Source organism: Actinoplanes sp. NPDC051513 (assembly GCF_044454685.1).
In the GTDB taxonomy this organism is placed as follows: domain Bacteria; phylum Actinomycetota; class Actinomycetes; order Mycobacteriales; family Micromonosporaceae; genus Actinoplanes.
In genome coordinates this window covers 137,242-154,183 of the sequence record NZ_JBITDW010000008.1, presented here as the reverse complement: position 1 = coordinate 154,183, position 16,942 = coordinate 137,242, and the positions used below count along the sequence as shown (strand labels likewise).

At 70.2% G+C, this 16,942-nt stretch carries 16 protein-coding genes; 7 read left to right on the top strand and 9 right to left on the bottom strand.

Annotation, left to right across the window (positions count from 1 at the left end; genetic code table 11):
- The first annotated feature begins 12 nt into the window (after positions 1 to 12).
- Entirely contained in the window at positions 13 to 540 is a 528-nt protein-coding gene (locus tag ACIA5D_RS26080; protein WP_396032801.1) for a hypothetical protein, read from the top strand.
- On the opposite strand, the gene ACIA5D_RS26075 is transcribed toward ACIA5D_RS26080, so the two are convergent.
- Positions 496 to 1,485 carry a DNA polymerase domain-containing protein gene (locus ACIA5D_RS26075; protein WP_396032800.1) on the bottom strand — a complete coding sequence of 330 codons (990 nt, stop codon included), beginning with the start codon at positions 1,483 to 1,485 and terminating at the stop codon, positions 496 to 498. The genes ACIA5D_RS26080 and ACIA5D_RS26075 overlap by 45 nt on opposite strands.
- Positions 1,486 to 1,510: 25 nt before the next feature.
- Here ACIA5D_RS26075 and ACIA5D_RS26070 point away from each other — a divergent pair, with 25 nt between their 5' ends.
- Entirely contained in the window at positions 1,511 to 2,116 is a 606-nt protein-coding gene (locus tag ACIA5D_RS26070) for a hypothetical protein (protein ID WP_396032798.1), read from the top strand.
- A gap of 19 nt (positions 2,117 to 2,135) precedes the next feature.
- Positions 2,136 to 3,083, top strand: a complete 948-nt coding sequence (locus tag ACIA5D_RS26065; protein WP_396032797.1) for a phosphotransferase — start codon at positions 2,136 to 2,138, stop codon at positions 3,081 to 3,083.
- A gap of 188 nt (positions 3,084 to 3,271) precedes the next feature.
- Here the strand turns inward: ACIA5D_RS26065 and ACIA5D_RS26060 are convergent, their stop codons facing one another.
- From ACIA5D_RS26060 to ACIA5D_RS26030, 7 genes are all read right to left on the bottom strand, one after another.
- Positions 3,272 to 4,789, bottom strand: coding sequence for a glycosyltransferase (locus ACIA5D_RS26060; RefSeq protein WP_396032796.1), 1,518 nt, complete (start codon positions 4,787 to 4,789; stop codon positions 3,272 to 3,274).
- Entirely contained in the window at positions 4,786 to 5,418 is a 633-nt protein-coding gene (locus ACIA5D_RS26055) for a hypothetical protein (RefSeq protein WP_396032795.1), read from the bottom strand. The genes ACIA5D_RS26060 and ACIA5D_RS26055 overlap by 4 nt, the downstream gene beginning before the upstream one ends.
- Positions 5,419 to 5,566: 148 nt before the next feature.
- Positions 5,567 to 5,905, bottom strand: coding sequence for a hypothetical protein (locus ACIA5D_RS26050; protein ID WP_396032794.1), 339 nt, complete (start codon positions 5,903 to 5,905; stop codon positions 5,567 to 5,569).
- Positions 5,906 to 6,016: 111 nt separating this feature from the next.
- On the bottom strand, positions 6,017 to 6,901 hold the full coding sequence (locus ACIA5D_RS26045) for a carbohydrate ABC transporter permease (protein ID WP_396032793.1): 885 nt from the start codon (positions 6,899 to 6,901) through the stop codon (positions 6,017 to 6,019).
- Positions 6,898 to 7,791, bottom strand: coding sequence for a carbohydrate ABC transporter permease (locus ACIA5D_RS26040; RefSeq protein ID WP_396032792.1), 894 nt, complete (start codon positions 7,789 to 7,791; stop codon positions 6,898 to 6,900). The genes ACIA5D_RS26045 and ACIA5D_RS26040 overlap by 4 nt, the downstream gene beginning before the upstream one ends.
- An 83-nt stretch (positions 7,792 to 7,874) precedes the next feature.
- Positions 7,875 to 9,146 carry an ABC transporter substrate-binding protein gene (locus ACIA5D_RS26035; protein ID WP_396032791.1) on the bottom strand — a complete coding sequence of 424 codons (1,272 nt, stop codon included), beginning with the start codon at positions 9,144 to 9,146 and terminating at the stop codon, positions 7,875 to 7,877.
- A gap of 117 nt (positions 9,147 to 9,263) precedes the next feature.
- Positions 9,264 to 10,280 (bottom strand): LacI family DNA-binding transcriptional regulator, encoded by a 1,017-nt coding sequence (locus ACIA5D_RS26030; protein ID WP_396032790.1) that lies wholly within the window; start codon positions 10,278 to 10,280, stop codon positions 9,264 to 9,266.
- Positions 10,281 to 10,473: 193 nt separating this feature from the next.
- On the opposite strand from ACIA5D_RS26030, the gene ACIA5D_RS26025 reads away from it, so the two are divergent.
- Entirely contained in the window at positions 10,474 to 11,562 is a 1,089-nt protein-coding gene (locus ACIA5D_RS26025; protein ID WP_396032789.1) for an intradiol ring-cleavage dioxygenase, read from the top strand.
- A 296-nt stretch (positions 11,563 to 11,858) separates the two neighbouring features.
- Here ACIA5D_RS26025 and ACIA5D_RS26020 read toward each other — a convergent pair whose 3' ends face one another.
- Positions 11,859 to 12,176, bottom strand: coding sequence for an SCO4226 family nickel-binding protein (locus ACIA5D_RS26020; RefSeq protein ID WP_396032788.1), 318 nt, complete (start codon positions 12,174 to 12,176; stop codon positions 11,859 to 11,861).
- Between the two features lie 49 nt (positions 12,177 to 12,225).
- On the opposite strand from ACIA5D_RS26020, the gene ACIA5D_RS26015 reads away from it, so the two are divergent.
- The 3 genes from ACIA5D_RS26015 to ACIA5D_RS26005 all read left to right on the top strand — a co-directional run bounded on the left by ACIA5D_RS26015 (position 12,226) and on the right by ACIA5D_RS26005 (position 16,928).
- Positions 12,226 to 15,279 (top strand): helix-turn-helix transcriptional regulator, encoded by a 3,054-nt coding sequence (locus tag ACIA5D_RS26015; RefSeq protein ID WP_396032787.1) that lies wholly within the window; start codon positions 12,226 to 12,228, stop codon positions 15,277 to 15,279.
- 73 nt (positions 15,280 to 15,352) lie between these two features.
- Entirely contained in the window at positions 15,353 to 16,540 is a 1,188-nt protein-coding gene (locus ACIA5D_RS26010) for a hypothetical protein (RefSeq protein WP_396032786.1), read from the top strand.
- A 40-nt stretch (positions 16,541 to 16,580) separates the two neighbouring features.
- Positions 16,581 to 16,928 carry an MmcQ/YjbR family DNA-binding protein gene (locus ACIA5D_RS26005; protein WP_396032785.1) on the top strand — a complete coding sequence of 116 codons (348 nt, stop codon included), beginning with the start codon at positions 16,581 to 16,583 and terminating at the stop codon, positions 16,926 to 16,928.
- The last annotated feature ends 14 nt before the right edge of the window (positions 16,929 to 16,942 follow it).

The following is a 16,942-nucleotide window of genomic DNA, read 5'->3' as shown; positions in this document are numbered from 1 at the left end:
TAAGGTAGCCGGGTGACCGCCGCGGAACTTCTTGCCGCTTCCGGCCGATTCCCCATCGCAGCCGGCCTCACCGACGACGAGCTCACCGCCATCGAGCGCGAGTTCGGCTTCACGTTCTCCGCCGACCACCGCGCCTTCCTCGCGGCCGGAGTCCCCACCGGCCGCGGCTGGGTCGACTGGCGCAACCCCGACCGGGCCACGCTGCGCGAGCGTCTCGCGATGCCCGTCGAGGGTGTGCTCTTCGACGTGGCGGAGAATTCCTTCTGGTACGGGGGTTGGGGCCCTCGCCCGCCGTCGGACGCGGAGTCCTTCGCCGCCGCGCGGAGCTATCTGATGACCGTCCCCCGGATGATCCCGGTGTACTCGCACCGCTATCTGCCGGCCGCCGTGCCGGGCCAGCCGGTGCTGTCGATCTACCAGACCGACGTGATCCACTACGGCAACGACCTGCTCGACTGGCTCAACCGGGAGTTCTCCCTCGGCTCGCCCGCCGGTTCAATGACCCGCCCCACCGTCGCCTTCTGGCGCGACCTTGTCTGACTCTCGTTTGGCCCTCGCCCGCCGCTTGCCTTCGTGCATGGCCTGAACCCGGGCCACCGGAATGGTGTGGCCCTCGTCGATCAGACCCTGGTCGAGCGGCTGCGGATCGGGCATCGACTCGGCCCACGGGTCGCGGTCGCCCAGCAGCTTCAGCGCGGTGCGGACCGTGAAGTCTTCCGGGGTGACCTCGTCGAGGTCGTCCCAGCCGACGGGGAACGACACCCGCAGGCCCGGGCGGATCCGCGGGCTGTAGGCGGCGACCACGGTGGCCCCGCCCGACCGCGTCGCGTCGAGGAACACCTTGCCGTGCCGGTCTTCCCGGATGAACGCGGTCGTCGCGAGCTCGGGGTCGAGTCGCTCGGCGCGGGCCGCGACCGCCCGGGTCGCCGCCGCCACGACGTCGGCCGGGGCGTCCTTGATGGGCACGAAGACGTGGACGCCCTTCGAGCCGCTCGTCTTCACCGCGCCCGCCATTCCCACCTCGTCGAGCACCCGCTTGATCAGATGGGCGGCCTGGGCCACCACCGGGAACCCCGCGCCCTCGGGCGGATCGAGATCCATGATCAGGTGGGTGGGATGGTGGTCGCCGGCGTGCATGAGCGCCGGGTGGTACTCGATGGCCCGCTGGTTGCCGAACCAGAGCAGCGTGCGCCGGTCGTTGCACAGTGCGTAGGTGACGTTGCGGTGCGACGCCTCGGCCCACACCTCGGCGCGCGGCACCCACTCCGGTGTGTACTTCGGTAGATTCTTCTGCATGAATGCGTCCTGGCCGCGCAGCAGCCGAATCACCGACAGCGGCCGATCGCGCAGCACCGGCAGCATCCGGGCGCTGACCGCGTCGAGATAGTCGATGAGGTCGCGCTTGGTCGCCCCCGAGCCCTTGAACAGCTCCTGATCGAGGTTCGTCAGCGGTACGCCGTCCCGTTCCTCGCCCTTGTCCGCCATAGCCACCATCCTGCCCCAGGAACACATGCGATCTCGTCCCCTTCTGGTCGTGGCGGCAGCCGCGACGACAGCGGCCCTCCTCGGCGCGCTGCTCGGCTCCCGCCCCGCCCTGGTCATCGGCAGCCTGGTCACGCTGTTCGTGCTGACCGGCCATCCCGACCTGCGCGACGTGCCCGGCCCGACCCGCCTGTTGCTCTGGACCGGCCTGGCGTGCCTCGGCGGCGTCATCCTCGTGACGGCGTGGCGCTGGGCCGACGCCGGCGACCCGTGGACCGTGGCAGATCTGCGTGCCGCGTGGAAGACGCCGCTGCTCATGGCCGTCCTCGAGACGCTGGCCTGCGGCTTCCTCGCCGTCGCGGTCGCCCGCTCACCGCGCGAGCGCCTCCAGGAGCAGGGCCCCGGCCTGATCGCGGTGGTCGGCGTGCTGGCGCTGGCGGCCTCGGCGTGGATGGACGCCCGGACGGCGTGGCACAGCCGCCCGCGGTTCGACGAGGAAACGGTCTTCGTGGTGGCCGGCGTCCGCACGACCGGCCCCGCCCTCGACGTGTGGGGCGCCCTCTCCATCGGTGTGCTGCTCGCCGGCGCGGCCCTCACGGTCCTGGCCTGCGCCAGGCTGGCCAAACCCGCGTGAGGCGTCCGAGGATGACGATGTGGAGATTGCCGGGCGGGTGGCGGACGCGTTCGGGCTCGGGCGGGTGCTCGACTGCCGCCCGATGACCGGCGGGGTCATGAACCTGAGCTGGCGCCTGACCACGCCGGCCGGGACGTTCGCGGTCAAGCAGCTGCGCGACCGCTCGCCCGACGAGCTCCGGCCGCTTCTGGAGATCCTGCCGAGGCTCGCGGCGAGGGGCTTCCCGGTTCCGCTGCCGTGCGGTCGTCCCCTGTGGATCGACGGCGAGTGGTACGCGGTGGCTTCCTGGCTCGACGGCGAGTATCCGGCCGGCCTCGCACCGGCGCGCTGCACCGAGCTGGGCGAGCTGGTGGGCCGGCTGCACGTGGCGCTGGCCGAGCTCTGCCCGCCGGCCCCACCGCATCTTCCCGGCATCTCCAACCCGGTCGATAAGATCAAGAGCAAGCTTCACTCGTACGCGTCCCGCACGCCGGCCGACGATTTCGATCGTCACGCGCAACGGGAGATCGTCTGGCGGCTGGACCTGCTCGACGAGGCCGAGCCGCCCGAGGCCGAGCCACCTCAGGACGTGGATCTCGCGCCGTGCGGCTGGACACACGGCGACCTTCAGCCGTTCAACCTGCTGGTCGACGCCGAGGGACGGGTCACCGGCATTCTCGACTGGGATCGACTGGGGGTGCGGACCTACGCGCTCGAGGTGGTCCGCACCGCCACCATCACCTTCGGACGGTCGACCGACCGGATGGGCGCCTTCGTGCGCGGCTACCGCACGCACGTCCCGATCACCGGCGCTCAGCTCGCCGACGCCGCCCACCGCCGCTGGTGGACATTGCTGACCGAGGCGTGGCCGCTCGATCGCCACTACGACGACAACGACCACACCTGCGACCACCTGTTCGCCCGCCGCAGCGACTACCTCCGCTGGTGGACCGCCCACCGCGACGAGGTCACCGCCGCGCTGCGTTGACGATCGCCGCCCGGCCTATTTGGAGTGGGCGCTTGCCCACTTTGAGTGGGCAGATGCCCACTCTCACGGTGGAGAGTGGGCGCTTGCCCACCTCAAGTGGGCAGCCGCCCACTATGAGGGTAAGGAGTGGGCGCCTGCCCACTTTGAGTGGGCAAGCGCCCACTACAACCAGGGCCGGCCGGGCGCCGTCAGACGCTGAAGCCGCGGTGCCGCCGGAACAGCTTGCGCAGCATGAAGACGGTCTGCGCGATCGTGGCGATGTACATCACCGGCCAGCCCAGCGAGAGGATCGCCGACTGGACCGACACGCTCTGCTGGCTCCAGGCGTAGATCGCACCGCCCATGATGGCCAGCAGAACCACCAGCGGCATCACGTACGCCGAGCCCTTGCCCTTCTCGGCGTTCGCCTGGGCCGCCCAGTTGTCCTTGTCGGACTTGGCAAGGAACTGCGTCCAGGCGGAGACGAAGTGCCCCATCCGGATCCACATGTACAGCTCGGCCGGGACTATCAGGACGGCGTAGAGCAGGTCGGAGGCGCTCTTGTCCTTCATCGCCATCGTGAGGCGGAAGTTCAGCAGCATGGCCACGGCCGGCGGGATCAGCCAGATCGGGTTGAACACGAAGGCGTGGATCGACAGCGCCGCCACCAGCAGCAGCAGGAAGCCGAGCCGCGAGCCGATGTTGAACAGCATCGAGATGTTCTCGTACCACCGCAGCCGCAGGTTGGGGTGCATCGGCTGGCCCTGGTTGTCGCCGCGCGTGCCGGGCCAGAACAGGTCGATGGCGCCGAAGTTCCACTTGACCTGCTGGCCGTGCAGCGCGCGCAGGTTGGTCATCGGGCCGACGAACGCCCGGGCGGTGGCGCTGATCTTGGTGCTGAAGCCGGCGTCCTTGATCTGCAAGGACAGCTTGCTGTCCTCCACCTCGCTGTCGCGCACCCACGGCGCCTGCTGGTGGTGACGGATCATCACCGTCTCCAGCGCCCGCATGTTGAACAGGCTGCACTGGCCGCCCAGCACGGCCATGTTGCGGCCGCGCAGCAGGTTGTCCATGTTGAAGGCGGCGAACTGAGCCCGCTGACCGGAGATCAGGAAGCGCGCCATCGCCCCCTTGAAACGGTTCTTGTCGATGGTGTAAATGGCGCTGAGCCCGCCGATCCGCGGGTCGTCGGTCATCTCCAGCTCGAGCCGCTCCACACAGTCGCGGGCGAGGGTGGTGTCGCCGTCCACGCCCAGGACGTAGTCGAAGCCCCGGGAGAGGAAGTAGCCGTAGTTGAGCGCGCCGACCTTCTTGTCGGGGTTGGCGCCCATGTCGTGCACGTGGACCGTGGTGACGAACTCCTCGCCCTTCACGGTGCGGCGGTGCCGGCCCTCGAAGGTGCGGGCGATCTCGGGAGTGTCGTCGTCGGTGTTGTTGATGATGACGTGGATGACGTCCGGCAGGCGCGTCTGGCCGAGCAGGCTCTTCAGCACGTCGGCGATCGTGTCCTGCTCGTTGTAGCAGGGAATGATGCAGCTGATGGTGGCGTGGCGGGGGCCGCCGGCGGCGACCGCGGTGGCGATCTCGCCGGACACCGCCTCGACGCTCTCCAGCTCGGACAGTTGCGGGAGCGCGGGCGGCAGTGCCAGCGGTCCGGCCTTGGCGCTGCGGGGCAGCAGGATCTGGCGGTCGGTGGCGCGGCGGAGGCCGGGACTGAGCTCGGTCATTCGGAGGCACCGTTCGTGAGCAGCGGCAGGGTCAGGGTGTCGAGCGCGGTGGAGCGGTAGTAGCTGTTCGATTCCGGGGCGGTCTCCACGAGGAGATCCAGCCGTACGGTCAGCGTGAGCTTCGTTGCTCCGGTCGTCGCCTGCGGCAGCGTCACCACGGTGTTGTAGGGGTACGGCGGGGTGACGTCGAACTTGCCGTTGTCGGTGGCGGCCACGACCCGCTTCGTGCCGTCGTCCTGCGTCACCTGGAAGGTGCTGACGGTGACGCGGTGGCTGCTGTCGGCGTCCTCGATGTGGGCGGCGACGTTGATGGTCTTGGACGACTCGGCGGTGTAGAGCTTCGCGTTGTCGGAGGTCCAGTAGGTCAGCTGGACCGAGAAGTTGCCCTGTTTGAGCCGGCGCGTGGCGCTGCCGGTGTCCAGCGGGCCGCTGGGCCGGGCGGGCAGCTTGGCCACGACGGCCTCGCCGGTCGTGCCCGATGAGGGCGACGCCGACGCTGATGGTGACGGGGAAGGGGTGGTGGCTCTGGCGGCGCTGGTCGAGCCGCCGCCAAGTGGCTTGCTGCTGCTGGTGAGCTCCTTGAGGCTACTGCAGCCGGTGAGGCCGCCGCAGAGCACGGCGGCTGCCATGCCCACTGCCAAACTTCGGGGGAGACGAGTCATTCGAGTCCTGCGGTTCGCGTCGGTCAATGATCGGTGACCACGTCGGCGGCGCGAACCGGCAGTTGAGCCTTTTCCGCCGTGGCGGCCGAGGCGAATGCGTCACAGGCGGGCCAAGTCAGAGGCGGGATAGCGCCGCGGCGGGCAGGACCATCAGCAGAGTCAGCACGATGTAGCCGCCGCCGAGGCCGAAGCGGTGGTTCTTGGTGGCGATGACCGCCGCGACGAACGGGCCGATCAGCGTGAGGAACGCGGCCAGGTCGAGCAGGTCGTCGGCGTGCCGGGGACCGGTCAGCCCCGAGATCAACAGCAGGGGGACGGCGATCAGCCAGGCCAGCGTGACCGCGATCAACTTCAGATGCAGATGCGTACGGCGGGGCGCCTCGAGCGGGTCTTCGCGCCGGGCGAAGGCCATCCGCGCGGCGAAGCCCTCGGCCGGCTGGTCTTCGGTGGTCACGGACCAACCCTATTGGTCCGGGGCGCGGGGCGCCTCATTCGCAGCGGACAATTCACCCTCCCCGGCCGGCCGTTGCCGGGGTGCCGGGGAGGGTGACAGCCGAGGGCACGATCAGCTCTTGACCGAGCCCGCCATCAGGCCGCCGATGAACCAGCGACCGAGCAGCACGTACACGACGAGGGTCGGCAGCGACGTGATCAGCGCGCCCGCCATCGAGGCCGCGTAGTCCGGCGACTGGGCCCCGGCCAGCGCGTTCAGCGCGATCGTGATCGGCCCGTTCCGGGTGTTCGACAAGAAGATCGCGAACAGGTAGTCGTTCCAGGCCGACGTGAACTGCCAGATGATCGTGACGACGAAGCCCGGGATCGAGATCGGCAGGATGATCCAGCCGAACGTCCGCAGCAGCCCCGCGCCGTCGACCCGGGCCGCCTCGACCAGCTCCTCCGGCACCGTGGTGGCGTAGTAGTTCCGGAAGATCAGCGTGCAGATCGGGATGCCGTAGATGCAGTGCACGAACACCAGCGTCGGGATGCCCGGCGGGATGCCGATCGTGGTGACGATGTCGCGCAGCGGGATCATGACGGCCTGGTACGGGATGAACATGCCGAACAGGATCAGCGTGAACACCACGTCGGCGCCGGGGAAGCGCCACCGCGACAGCACGAACCCGTTCGCGGCCCCGATCAGCGAGGAGATGATCGCGACCGGGATGGCCAGCTCGAACGTGCGGATGAACGACGGCTGCAGCGACGTCCAGGCCTTGGCCCACGACGCCGTGGTCCAGTGCTCGGGAAGGTTCCACTGGCTGGTGACGCCGATGTCCGAGCCGGCCTTGAAGCTCGTCACGACCAGCACGTACAGCGGCATCAGCACGATGATCAGGAACAGGATCGCCAGGGCGTACTTGACGATCGATCCGGGGCCGAACGGGCGGCGCACCTTGCGCCTGGGCGCCAGGGTCTCGACCGCGGGCGGCGGCGCGGTAACCGTGGTCATGTGTTCTTCTCCGCCCGGCTCGTGTAGATCAGGTAGGGGACGATGACCAGCGCGACCAGCAGGAGCAGCACGATCGAGATGGCCGCCGCCTTGGCGTAGTCGCTGGTCAGCAACGTCTGCCAGACGTACACGGCGGGCACCTCGGTGAGCCACTGCGGACCCGACACGCTCATGATCAGGTCGAACATCTTCATCGACATGTGGCCCAGGATGATCAGCGCGGAGAGCGCGACCGGGGTCAGCTGCGGGAAGATCACGTTCCGGTACAGGCGGTAGGTGCTCGCGCCGTCCATGGCCGCGGCCTCGCGGAGCTCCTGCGGGATGCCGCGGAACCCGGCGAGGAAGAGCGCCATCACGTACCCGGAAAGCTGCCAGATGGCCGGCATGGCCATCGCCGCCATGCCCCAGTCGGGGTTGGTCCACCACTTGTTCTGCAGGAAGTCCAGACCGAGGCTGCCGAAGATGGCGTTGAGGCCGCCGGCGCCGTCGCCGGTGATCGGGTTCATCAGCCAGCGCCACACCACGCCGGAGGCGACGAAGCTGACCGCCATCGGGAACAGGTAGATGGTGCGGAAGAAGCCCTCGGCGCGGATGCCGCGCTCCAGGAGGAACGCCCAGAGCAGTCCGAAGACCAAGGCCCCGACCAGGAAGACCACCGTGAAGATCAGCAGGTTCCGCAGCGAGTGGAGGAACCGGTCCTGGATGTCGTTGGTGAACAGGTTCTTGAAGTTCTCGAGCCCGACGAAGCCCTTCGACCCCAGAGCGTTGTGCTCGTCGGAAAGGGAGACCTTCGTGGTCCAGGCGATCAGCCCGTACACGAAGACGGCGAGCAGGATGAGCGAGGGGGAGAGCAGCAGCAGGCCCGGTCCCCAGTGCCGGAGTCGGCGCATCAGGGCTCCTCAGTTTCGGCAATGCGCCTCGGGCGGGACGGCCGTAGCCGTCCCGCCCGGGGGATTCACAAGTGACTTACTTCTTACTTCTTGACGAACTGCGTAGCGGCCGCGGCCAGAGCCGTCTGCAGGGCGGCGACGTCCTGCTTGGTGCTGAACGCGCCGAGCGCGGAGTTCGCCGCGCCCTGCCAGCCCTGCGAGCAGGCCGAGCCGTGGGCACACGACGGAACCTGGGTCGCGGACTTCCAGTCGGCCATGGCGGCCTGCTGGTACTTCGGGTAGTCGGCGGGGGAGGCGTCGGTCCGGGCCGGGATGGAGCCCTTCTTGGTGTTGAACGCCTTCTGGCCGTCGGCCGAGCCGACCGTCTTCAGCCAGCACTTGGTGCCGTCGACGTTCTTGGCGCCCTTCGGCAGCACGAACGAGTCGGCCAGCCACTGGAAGGTCGTGCCGTTGCCCGGGAAGGTGAACCAGGCGTAGTCGGCGAACTTCTTGGCGTCGAGGTCGGCGGCCTCCCAGTCACCCATCAGCTGGTAGGCGGCCTTGCCGTCCATGACCAGCTTCTCCGCGTCGGTCCAGTCGAGGGCGTCGCGGTCGGTGTTGGTGTAGGTCAGCAGCGTCTTGAAGTCGTTGATCGCCTTCGTGACGTCGGCGCCCTTCCAGTCGGTGGAACCGTTCCACAGGCCGGTGAACTTCTCGGCGCCCAGGTCGGTGATGAGCACGGACTCGAACAGCATCAGCTGCGTCCAGTCCTTGCCGATCGCCAGCGGGGTCTTGATGCCCTTGGCCTTGACCTTGTCGAGGTCGGCGATGAAGCCGGCCAGGTCGGTCGGGTCCGAGGTGATGCCCGCGTCGGCCACGACCTTCTTGTTGGTCCACACGACGTTGGCCCGGTGGATGTTCGCCGGCACCGAGTAGATCTTGCCGTCGACCGTCAGGTTCTGGATCAGGCCCTGCGGGAACGCGGACTTGAGGCCCCACGTGTCGTAGTCGGCGCTGAGGTCCTCGACCTGGCCGGCGTTGATGTAGTCCAGCAGCTCGGCGCCGGCGTGAGCCTGGAACGTGTCCGGCGGGTCGCTCTGCTGCAGGCGGGAGGCGAGCACCTGCTTGGCGTTCGCGCCGGCGCCACCCGCGACGGCGCCGTTCACGAACTCCTGGCCGGCACAGTCCTTGCCGAACTGGGCGACGAGACCGTCGAGACCGGCCTTCTCACCACCGTCCGCCCACCAGGTGAAGACTTCCACCTTCTTGGAGCCGGAGCCCCCGTCGCCGCCGTCGTCGCTCGACCCGCAGGCCGTGGCCGTCAGCAGCGCGGCGACACCGACGACGGCCACTGCAGCCCGTCGAGTGAAGCGCATGGCTATCTCCCATCAAGAGATTGACATCGTTGTCAAATACGTCGGGGAGTACCGTGCCGCCTCAACCGCACACGTGTCAACGGCTGTTTCCGTGTCGTTACGTGCGGACCTATGTGGTCACTGTGGTGAACGTTCACCCGAGCCGCGGGCGATGATGGATGTAGAAATGACGATGGTTCGAGCCGGGCCAGTATGCCCGCTTATGCGCTCGTACGCGAGCCTGGCCGCCTCCCGCCCGATGGCGCTCATATCGTGAGCGACCACCGTCGTGCCGAGCACGTCGGCGAGATCGAAGTCGTCGAATCCGACCAGCGCCGGCGGAGTTTGCTGGTCACGCAGGGCGCGTAGCGCTCCCGTGGTGAGCCGGTTGTTGGCCGTGAAGATTGCCGTGGGGGCCGGGTCGAGCGCGAGAAGCTCGCGGACGGTTCGCTCCGCATGTCGCACATCGTGCACATCCGTACGGAAATATGGCTCCCACGCGGTGTTGCCGGCCGCCCGCATCGCGCTCACGAACCCGTCGATGCGCCCCCGCTGCGGCGCCATCCGGGCCAGGTCGGCCACCAGCGCGATCCGCCGGTGACCGTGCGCCAGCAGGTGCTCGCCGGCCGAGCGGGCGCCTCCCGCGTTGTCGATCAGCACGGCGTCGGCGGCCAGCCCGTCCGGCGGCCGGTCCAGGAAGACGAACGGCACGCCGCGGTTGCCCTCGATCGCCAGGTACTCGTGGTCGTCGGCACTGGGGATCACGAGCAGCGCGCGTACGCGTCGTTCCAGGAATGCTTCGACCAGGCTGCGCTCGAGCTCGGCGTCCTCGTCGTTGTTCGCCGTGATCAGCAGCAGGCCGTGCTGACGCAGCTCGCGCTCTATCCCGCTGGCCACGGCCGAGTAGAACGGGTTGGCGAGATCGCCGCTGACCAGGCCGACCAGCGCGCTCGTAGCGCCCCGGCGCAGCTCGCGGGCGATCCCGTTGAGGCGGTAGCCGAGCACGTCGGCGGCGTCGCGCACCCGGCGACCGGTCGAGGGCGCGACGTTGGGCTCACGGTTGAGCGCACGGGACGCCGTCTTGAGGCTGACCCCCGCGAGCGCGGCCACCTCGGTGAGCGTCGGCCGGCGGACGTTGGCATCGTCGGAGGGCATTTCTCTCCGCGGGCTCGGCGGCGGGACGGTTCAGATTATGACATCGATGTCGGCAAAGCCTATCCAGCAAGTCGCGTGGCGACTTCTCAGGGTGACATGCCCACATCCTTACGCCGCACACAGGGTGCGGACAGTGGTGGCTCAGAGGCTCTTGGTTCGCTCCAATCCGGCACACACACATCCGGAGGCGAGCATGCCCGACTCTGAGCTCGACAACGCTGCTGACCTCGACAACGCTGCTGACCTCGACAACGCTGCTGACCTCGACAACGCAGCCTACGTGCGGCAAGTACACGACAAGGGCCTGAGCTTCGACCTGAGCACGATGAGCCGGCGGCGGATGCTCGCCGTCCTCGGCGGCGCCGGCGCGGCCATCGCGGTCGCCGGCCTCCCCGGGGGCGCCGCCTCCGCGGCCACGCTGGAAGAGGTGGAGTCGGAGACCGCGGGGCCCTATCCCGCGGACGGGTCGAACGGGCCCGACGTGCGCACCCTCGACGGGATCGTCCGCCGGGACATCCGCTCGTCGTTCGGCACCGCCTCGGGCACGGCGTCCGGGGTGCCGCTGGAGTTCTCGCTCACGGTGGTCGACCTGGACGGCTCGCCGGTGGCCGGCGCGGCCGTCTACGCCTGGCACTGCGACCGGGACGGCAACTACTCGCTGTACTCGACGGGGATCACCGACCAGAACTACCTGCGCGGCATCCAGGTGACCGACGCGACCGGGACGGTCACCTTCACGAGCATCTTCCCGGCCTGCTACTCGGGCCGGTGGCCGCACATCCACTTCGAGGTGTACTCGTCGCTGGCCAACGCCACCAGCGGCGACGGCCCGATCGTGAAGACGTCGCAGATCGCGATCCCCGAGGAGGCCGCCGACCTGGTGTACGCCACGGACGGCTACAGCCGGAGCGTCACCAACCTCTCCCAGGTCTCCCTGGCGACCGACAACGTCTTCGGCGACGACTCGGCGGCCCGCGAGCTCGCCACGGTGACCGGCGACGTGACCTCGGGCTTCACGGCCACCCTCACGGTCGCGGTCGACCCGTCGGGAACGGAGGAGTCCGGCGGCGCGGCCCCGTCCGGCGGCGCGGCCCCGTCCGGAGGCGCGGCCCCGTCCGGCGGCGCGGCCCCGTCCGGCGCTCCTCCGTCGGGCGCTCCCACCACAACAGCCACGCCGACCGCGGCGGCCACGACAACCGCGGCGGCCACGGCGTCCCCCTCGGCCACCGCGACCGCCACGAAAAAGAAGAAGCGCCACTGGTGGTGGCCGTTCTCCTGGTGAGTGCTTCTCCGCTGAGCGCGGCCCGGGCTTCCGCCAAAGCCCGGGCCCGCAGGATCGCAACGCGGGTGGCAGGCCAACGCGCGCGATCCCGCCCCCCAACCGACATACGGAGGCGCTCCAATTACTCCGATGCCGGTGGCCTCATGGGTTTTTGGTTTGAGCGTCACCACTCACGCAGAATGAAGGGCAGGGCCAGCGAAGCTGGGCCCCGCCCGGCCTCGGCGGGAGCGACGATCTGTACCCACCACCCACGCACGACATGAATCTCTTGAATTTGACGTTCTTGAATCAGCCCGTCAGACCTCGGCCGTCAATTCGTAGACCTCGGTCGTCGGGTGGCCGGTGCGTTCGTGAATGCGCATGACGGCCTCTTTGCTCGGCCCCGTGCTGAGGCAGAACACCTTTCCGGATTCGGCGTCGAGCCAGGCGCGCTCGAAATGCACGCCCTCCTCGCCCTCGATTTTCAGGTCGGCCTCGTGGGCGTCGACGAGCTGTTCCGGCGTGACGCCGACGAACCCGCTGTGCACGTCCATGAACTTGGCCATGATGGCGATTCCTCCCGGTGGCAATGGTGCTGACAGGAAGAGACTGCCGGGCCGCGTGCAGTCGGACATCGGTCATTGCACCTAGGAAGGCCCTGGTGAGTGACCTAAAGTCGCGGGCGTGGACAGCGCGCTGAGCAGTCCGATCCTCGTCGGGCGCGACGACCTGGTCGCGCTCGCCGAGCGGCGGCTGGTGTCCGCGGCCGAGGGGTGCGGGGAGCTGTTGTTCCTGGCCGGCGAGGCGGGGATCGGCAAGTCGCGGCTGCTCGCCGAGATCGTGCGGCGGGCCGAGGGATTCACCGTGGTCACCGCGGGGGCGTCGCCGGGCGACGCCGAGGTGCCCGGCGGCCTGCTCGCCGACCTCGGATCCGAGCTGCGGCGGTGCGCGGCGGTGGCCGAGGTGGGCGCCCGGGTGGCGTCCCGGCTGCGCGAGTTCGCCGACGGTGATGCCGAGCGTCAGCGCAGGCTGCTCGTGTCCGACCTGACCGAAATAATCGCGGTGGCGGCGACGGGCCCATTGCTCGTGGCGATCGAAGACCTGCACTGGGCCGACGACATGACGCTGGACGTGCTCGGCCGGCTCGCCAGGCGGGCGTCGTCGCTGCCGATGCTGCTGGTGGGGACGTATCGCAGCGACGAGCTCTATCCGCGGGTGCCGATGCGGGCGTGGCGCGCCCGGCTGCTGACCCAGCGTCACGCCGAGGAGGCGCGGCTGGGCCGGCTGAGCCTCGCGGACACGGCGACGATGGCGAGCGCCATCACGGGGAGTGCGCTGCCCGGGGCCGTGACCGGGGCGGTGTTCGCGCGCAGTGACGGGATTCCGCTGCACGTGGAGGAGTTCCTGGCGGCGCGGGAGAGCGTGCCCGACACCTTGGCCGACGCGGTGCTGTCGCGCGCCGAGCAGCTCACCGAGGGCGCGCGCGGGCTGGCGGGGGTGGCGTCGGTTCTCGGGCGGTCGTTCGACCTCGATCTGCTGACCGCCATCACCGGTGACGGCCCGGCGGCCGTCGACGACGGGTTGCGGGAATTGGCGGAACGGTTCTTCGTGCAGCCGCATCCGGATCGGTCCACGTTCGATTTCCGGCACGCGCTGATCCGGGACGCGCTCTATGCCGATCTGACCCCGCATCGGCGCCGGGATCTGCACGCACGGGCCGCGGCGACCGCCGTCGAGGCGGGTTTTCCGGCGGCCTTCGTGAGCGATCAGTTCGAGCGGGCGGCGCTTCCCGGGCCGGCCTTCCACCACGCGATGGCGGCGGCGGCCGAGGCGGTCGGAATGTCGGCGCATCGGGAAGCGGTGGAGCTTTACCGGCGTGCCGAACGGACGGCGCCGGCCGTTCTGCCGGAGGGCGAGCGTGCCGGCCTGTTGACGGCGATGGCCGCCGAGCTGGCGGCGGTCGACGACAACGCGGGCGCGGCCGCCTGCTACGAGGCGGCGTATCGGCTGCGGCGCCAGCTGGACGACCCGCTGGCCGCGGCGGCGCTCGTGCCCGACTGGGTTGCGGCGCGACACCTGCTCGGGGCGAGCCTCGAGGAGCGGGCGGCGTCCCTGCGCGGCGCCCTGCCGCTGATCGCGTTCCGCACCGACGACCCCGCGCAGGAGGTGCGGGCCAACATCCACGCCGCGCTGGCCGCGGCCTACATGCTCGACCGCCGCCTGGCCGAGGCGATCGAGGACGGCGAGCTGGCCCGCTCGATCGCGGTCGAGGATTGCGACCGGGCGATGCGCTGCAACCTGGACGCCACGCTGGGCTCGGTGTTCCTTTTCGCGGGCCGTCTCGACGAAGGTCTCGAGCTGCTCGAGGGCTCGATCTCCCGGGCGGCCGCCTGGCGCTTCGAGCATCAGACGGCGCGCGGCTACCGCATGCTCGGCTCGAGCGCTTCGGTGCTCGTCGAGTACGACCTGGCTCTGCGGTGGCTGCCGGACGGCATCGCGTACGCGGAGAGGGTCGAGCAGTTCAACGACCTGAACTACCTGAAGGCCCACCTCGCGCACGTGCTGTGGGCGACCGGCGACTGGCGGGGCGCCGAGACCGAGGCCCGTCAGGCGCTGGCCGACGGCGGCGGCATCACCACCCGGATCACGGCCCTGCACGTGCTGGGATTCGTCGCGATGGGCCGCGGCGCCCCGGCGACCGCGGTCGAGCACCTGGGCGAGGCGGCCGAGCTGGGCGCCGGGATGCGCGAGCTCCAGCGGGTGTCGCCGGCCTGGTGGGGCCTGGCCGAGACGGCGCTGCAGAGCGGCGATCTCGACCTGGCGGTAGCGCGCTGCGAGCAGGGATTCGAGGCGTCCGCGCGGGTCCGGGACGCGGCCTACCTGTATCCGTACGTGGTCACCGGCGTGCGCGCCCACCTGGCGCGCTCCGGCAGCACGGCGGCGCGCGAGTGGCTCGAGCGAAGCGGCGAGCTGATCGGCGAGCGGGGGATTCCCGGGACGCTCGGCTCGCTCGTGCACGGCCGCGGCCTGGTGCACCTGCACGAGGGCCAGACCGGCAAGGCGCGCGACGAACTGGCCCGCGCGGCCACCTTCTGGCAGCAGCGGCGGCGGTTCTGGGAGGGCACGGCCGCCCTGGTCGACCAGGCACGGTGCGCGGCCCGCAGCCGCAGGCCGGCGGAAGCGGCGGCGTTGATGCAACAAGCCATTGACGCGTACGCCGAGGCCGGCGTGCCCATTCCCGCCCACCTCACGCCCCCGGACTCTCTTGCCACGGCCGCTTCGCTCCGCGGCGTTCCCGGCCAGGCCGCCGCGCGGCGCCCGGCCGCCGGCATCGCCGCCGCGTCGTTTCCGGCTTTGGATGCCACCTCTCGTTCGTCGGACGCCCTGTCCCCGGGCTCCACCTCTCGGGCCGCCCTGTCCCGGGCCGCCCTGTCCCGGGCGCCCCTGCCTCAGGTCTCCCGGCCGCCGGCTGCCCCTTCTCCGGCTGGCCTTTCTCCGGCTGGCTTTTCTTCGGCCGGACAGCCTCCGGCCTCCCGGTCGGCGGCGCAGGTATTGGCCCTGTCGGCCCGGGAGCTCGAGGTGGCGCGCCTGGTAGCGGCCGGGATGACCAACCGCGAGATCGCCGCCGAGCTCACCATCGCTCCCAAGACCGCCGCCGCACACGTCGAGCACATCCGCGCCAAGCTCGGCGTCTCCCGCCGCGCCCAGATCGCCACCTGGGTGGCCGGCCAGGGCTGACCGGGCTCATTCGATCGGGGTACGTCAAACGGGCCATAGCTGTTTGTCGATCAACTTGGCCACAATCGAGGCCATGACCGCTCCCGGCAACTCGGCCCTGGTCTTCACCCTGCTTGCCGTATTCCTGGCCTGTAGCGGCTACGCCGCCGGCCGCCTCCACCAGCGGTACCAGATGGAGCGCGACCGCGAGGAGGCCTACCGCGACGGCTACGACACGGCCACCCGCAGCATCTTCAGCATGGCCGCCCGCCTGGTAGCCCCCCGCCGCGGCGGCCGGCCCGGGTCGCGCCCGGTGGTCGACGGCTCGCTGGTGCGCTCGACGGCATCGTCGCCGGCGCCTTCGCAGGCATCGTCGTTGGGTCCTTCGCCGGCACCCGAGGTCACCATCCTGCCGGCAGCGGCCATCTCCGCCGCGGCCGCCCTCTCCGACCCGGCCCTCTCCGATCCTGCCTTCTCGGACCCAGCCCTCTCCGACCCAGCCCTGTCAGACCCTGCCCTCTCCGACCCAGCCCTGTCAGACCCTGCCCTCTTCAACCCGGCCCACTCTGGCCACGCCTTCTCCGAGCCGGCCCTTTCCGATCCCGCCGGTTCGGGGCCGGGATCCGCATCGGTAGATTCCCCGATGTTCTGGCCCGACCTGACCACGCCGGAGCCGAGCCCCGGGAACGGCTCGACGGGTAGCGCCGGCCTGCTCCACCGATCGGCCGGCGCCTCGCCCGTCCCTTCACCTCGCAGGGCCCCCGCGGCCCCGCCGAACGATGCGGCCTCTCTCGGCTTCCCCGTTCCGCCGCGTCCCCCGTCGCGCATCGTCGGGGAGCCCGCCGCGTACGGCGGGGTCGTCTATCGCCCCTTCCCCGACCCGCGCCTGGTCGGCAACGCCGAGACCCTGCCCGCCGACCGCGGCTCCTACCGCGTGCCCGGCCCTGCCTCGCCGCGGTCAGGTTCACAGGCGTCTGCCTCGCCGCCGCCTGCGCCGCAGTCTGTCTCGCCGGCGTCGTTGCCGGATCCTGCGTCGCGTCGGCCGGACGCCGAGCCCACGCCGGACCGTCTCGGAGCCGGGCCGGTCTCGCCGGGCCGCCTGGGAGCCGGGCCGGTCTCGCCAGGCCGCCACACCGTCCCGGATGAGCTCGTCCAGGCCGAGACCTACCGCCTGCCGCCCGACCGGGTCTACCGGGCCAAGGTCCCCGACCCCGCCGACCGGCCCGCGCTGCCCGAGGAATCCACCACCCGCCTCTCCGTCCCCAAGCCTCGCCAATCCTGATCACCGAAAAGTGTCGTACCCGGGGCGTAGATTCCGGGGCATGGTCACCGTCGATGATGTGCGCGAGGTCTGCCGCGACCTCCCGCGCAGCGAAGAACATCTGATACGCGACCGCGTCAAGTTCCGGGTCGGCAAGATTGTCTATGTCGCCTTCTCGCGGGACGAGACGGTGATGGGCTTCGGCTTCCCCAAGGAGGAACGCCTGGCCCTGGTCACGGCCGACCCCGGCACGTTCCACCTCCCCGGCGCGTCCGACATGCGGTTCAACTGGGTGCAGGCCTGGATGTCCGAGTTGGACGAGGACCAGATGACCGAGCTGGTCCTCGACGCGTGGCGCATGGTCGTGCCCAAGAAGGTCTGGTCCGCCTACCTCCCACGCCTGGCTTAGGGTTCACCGGCCGC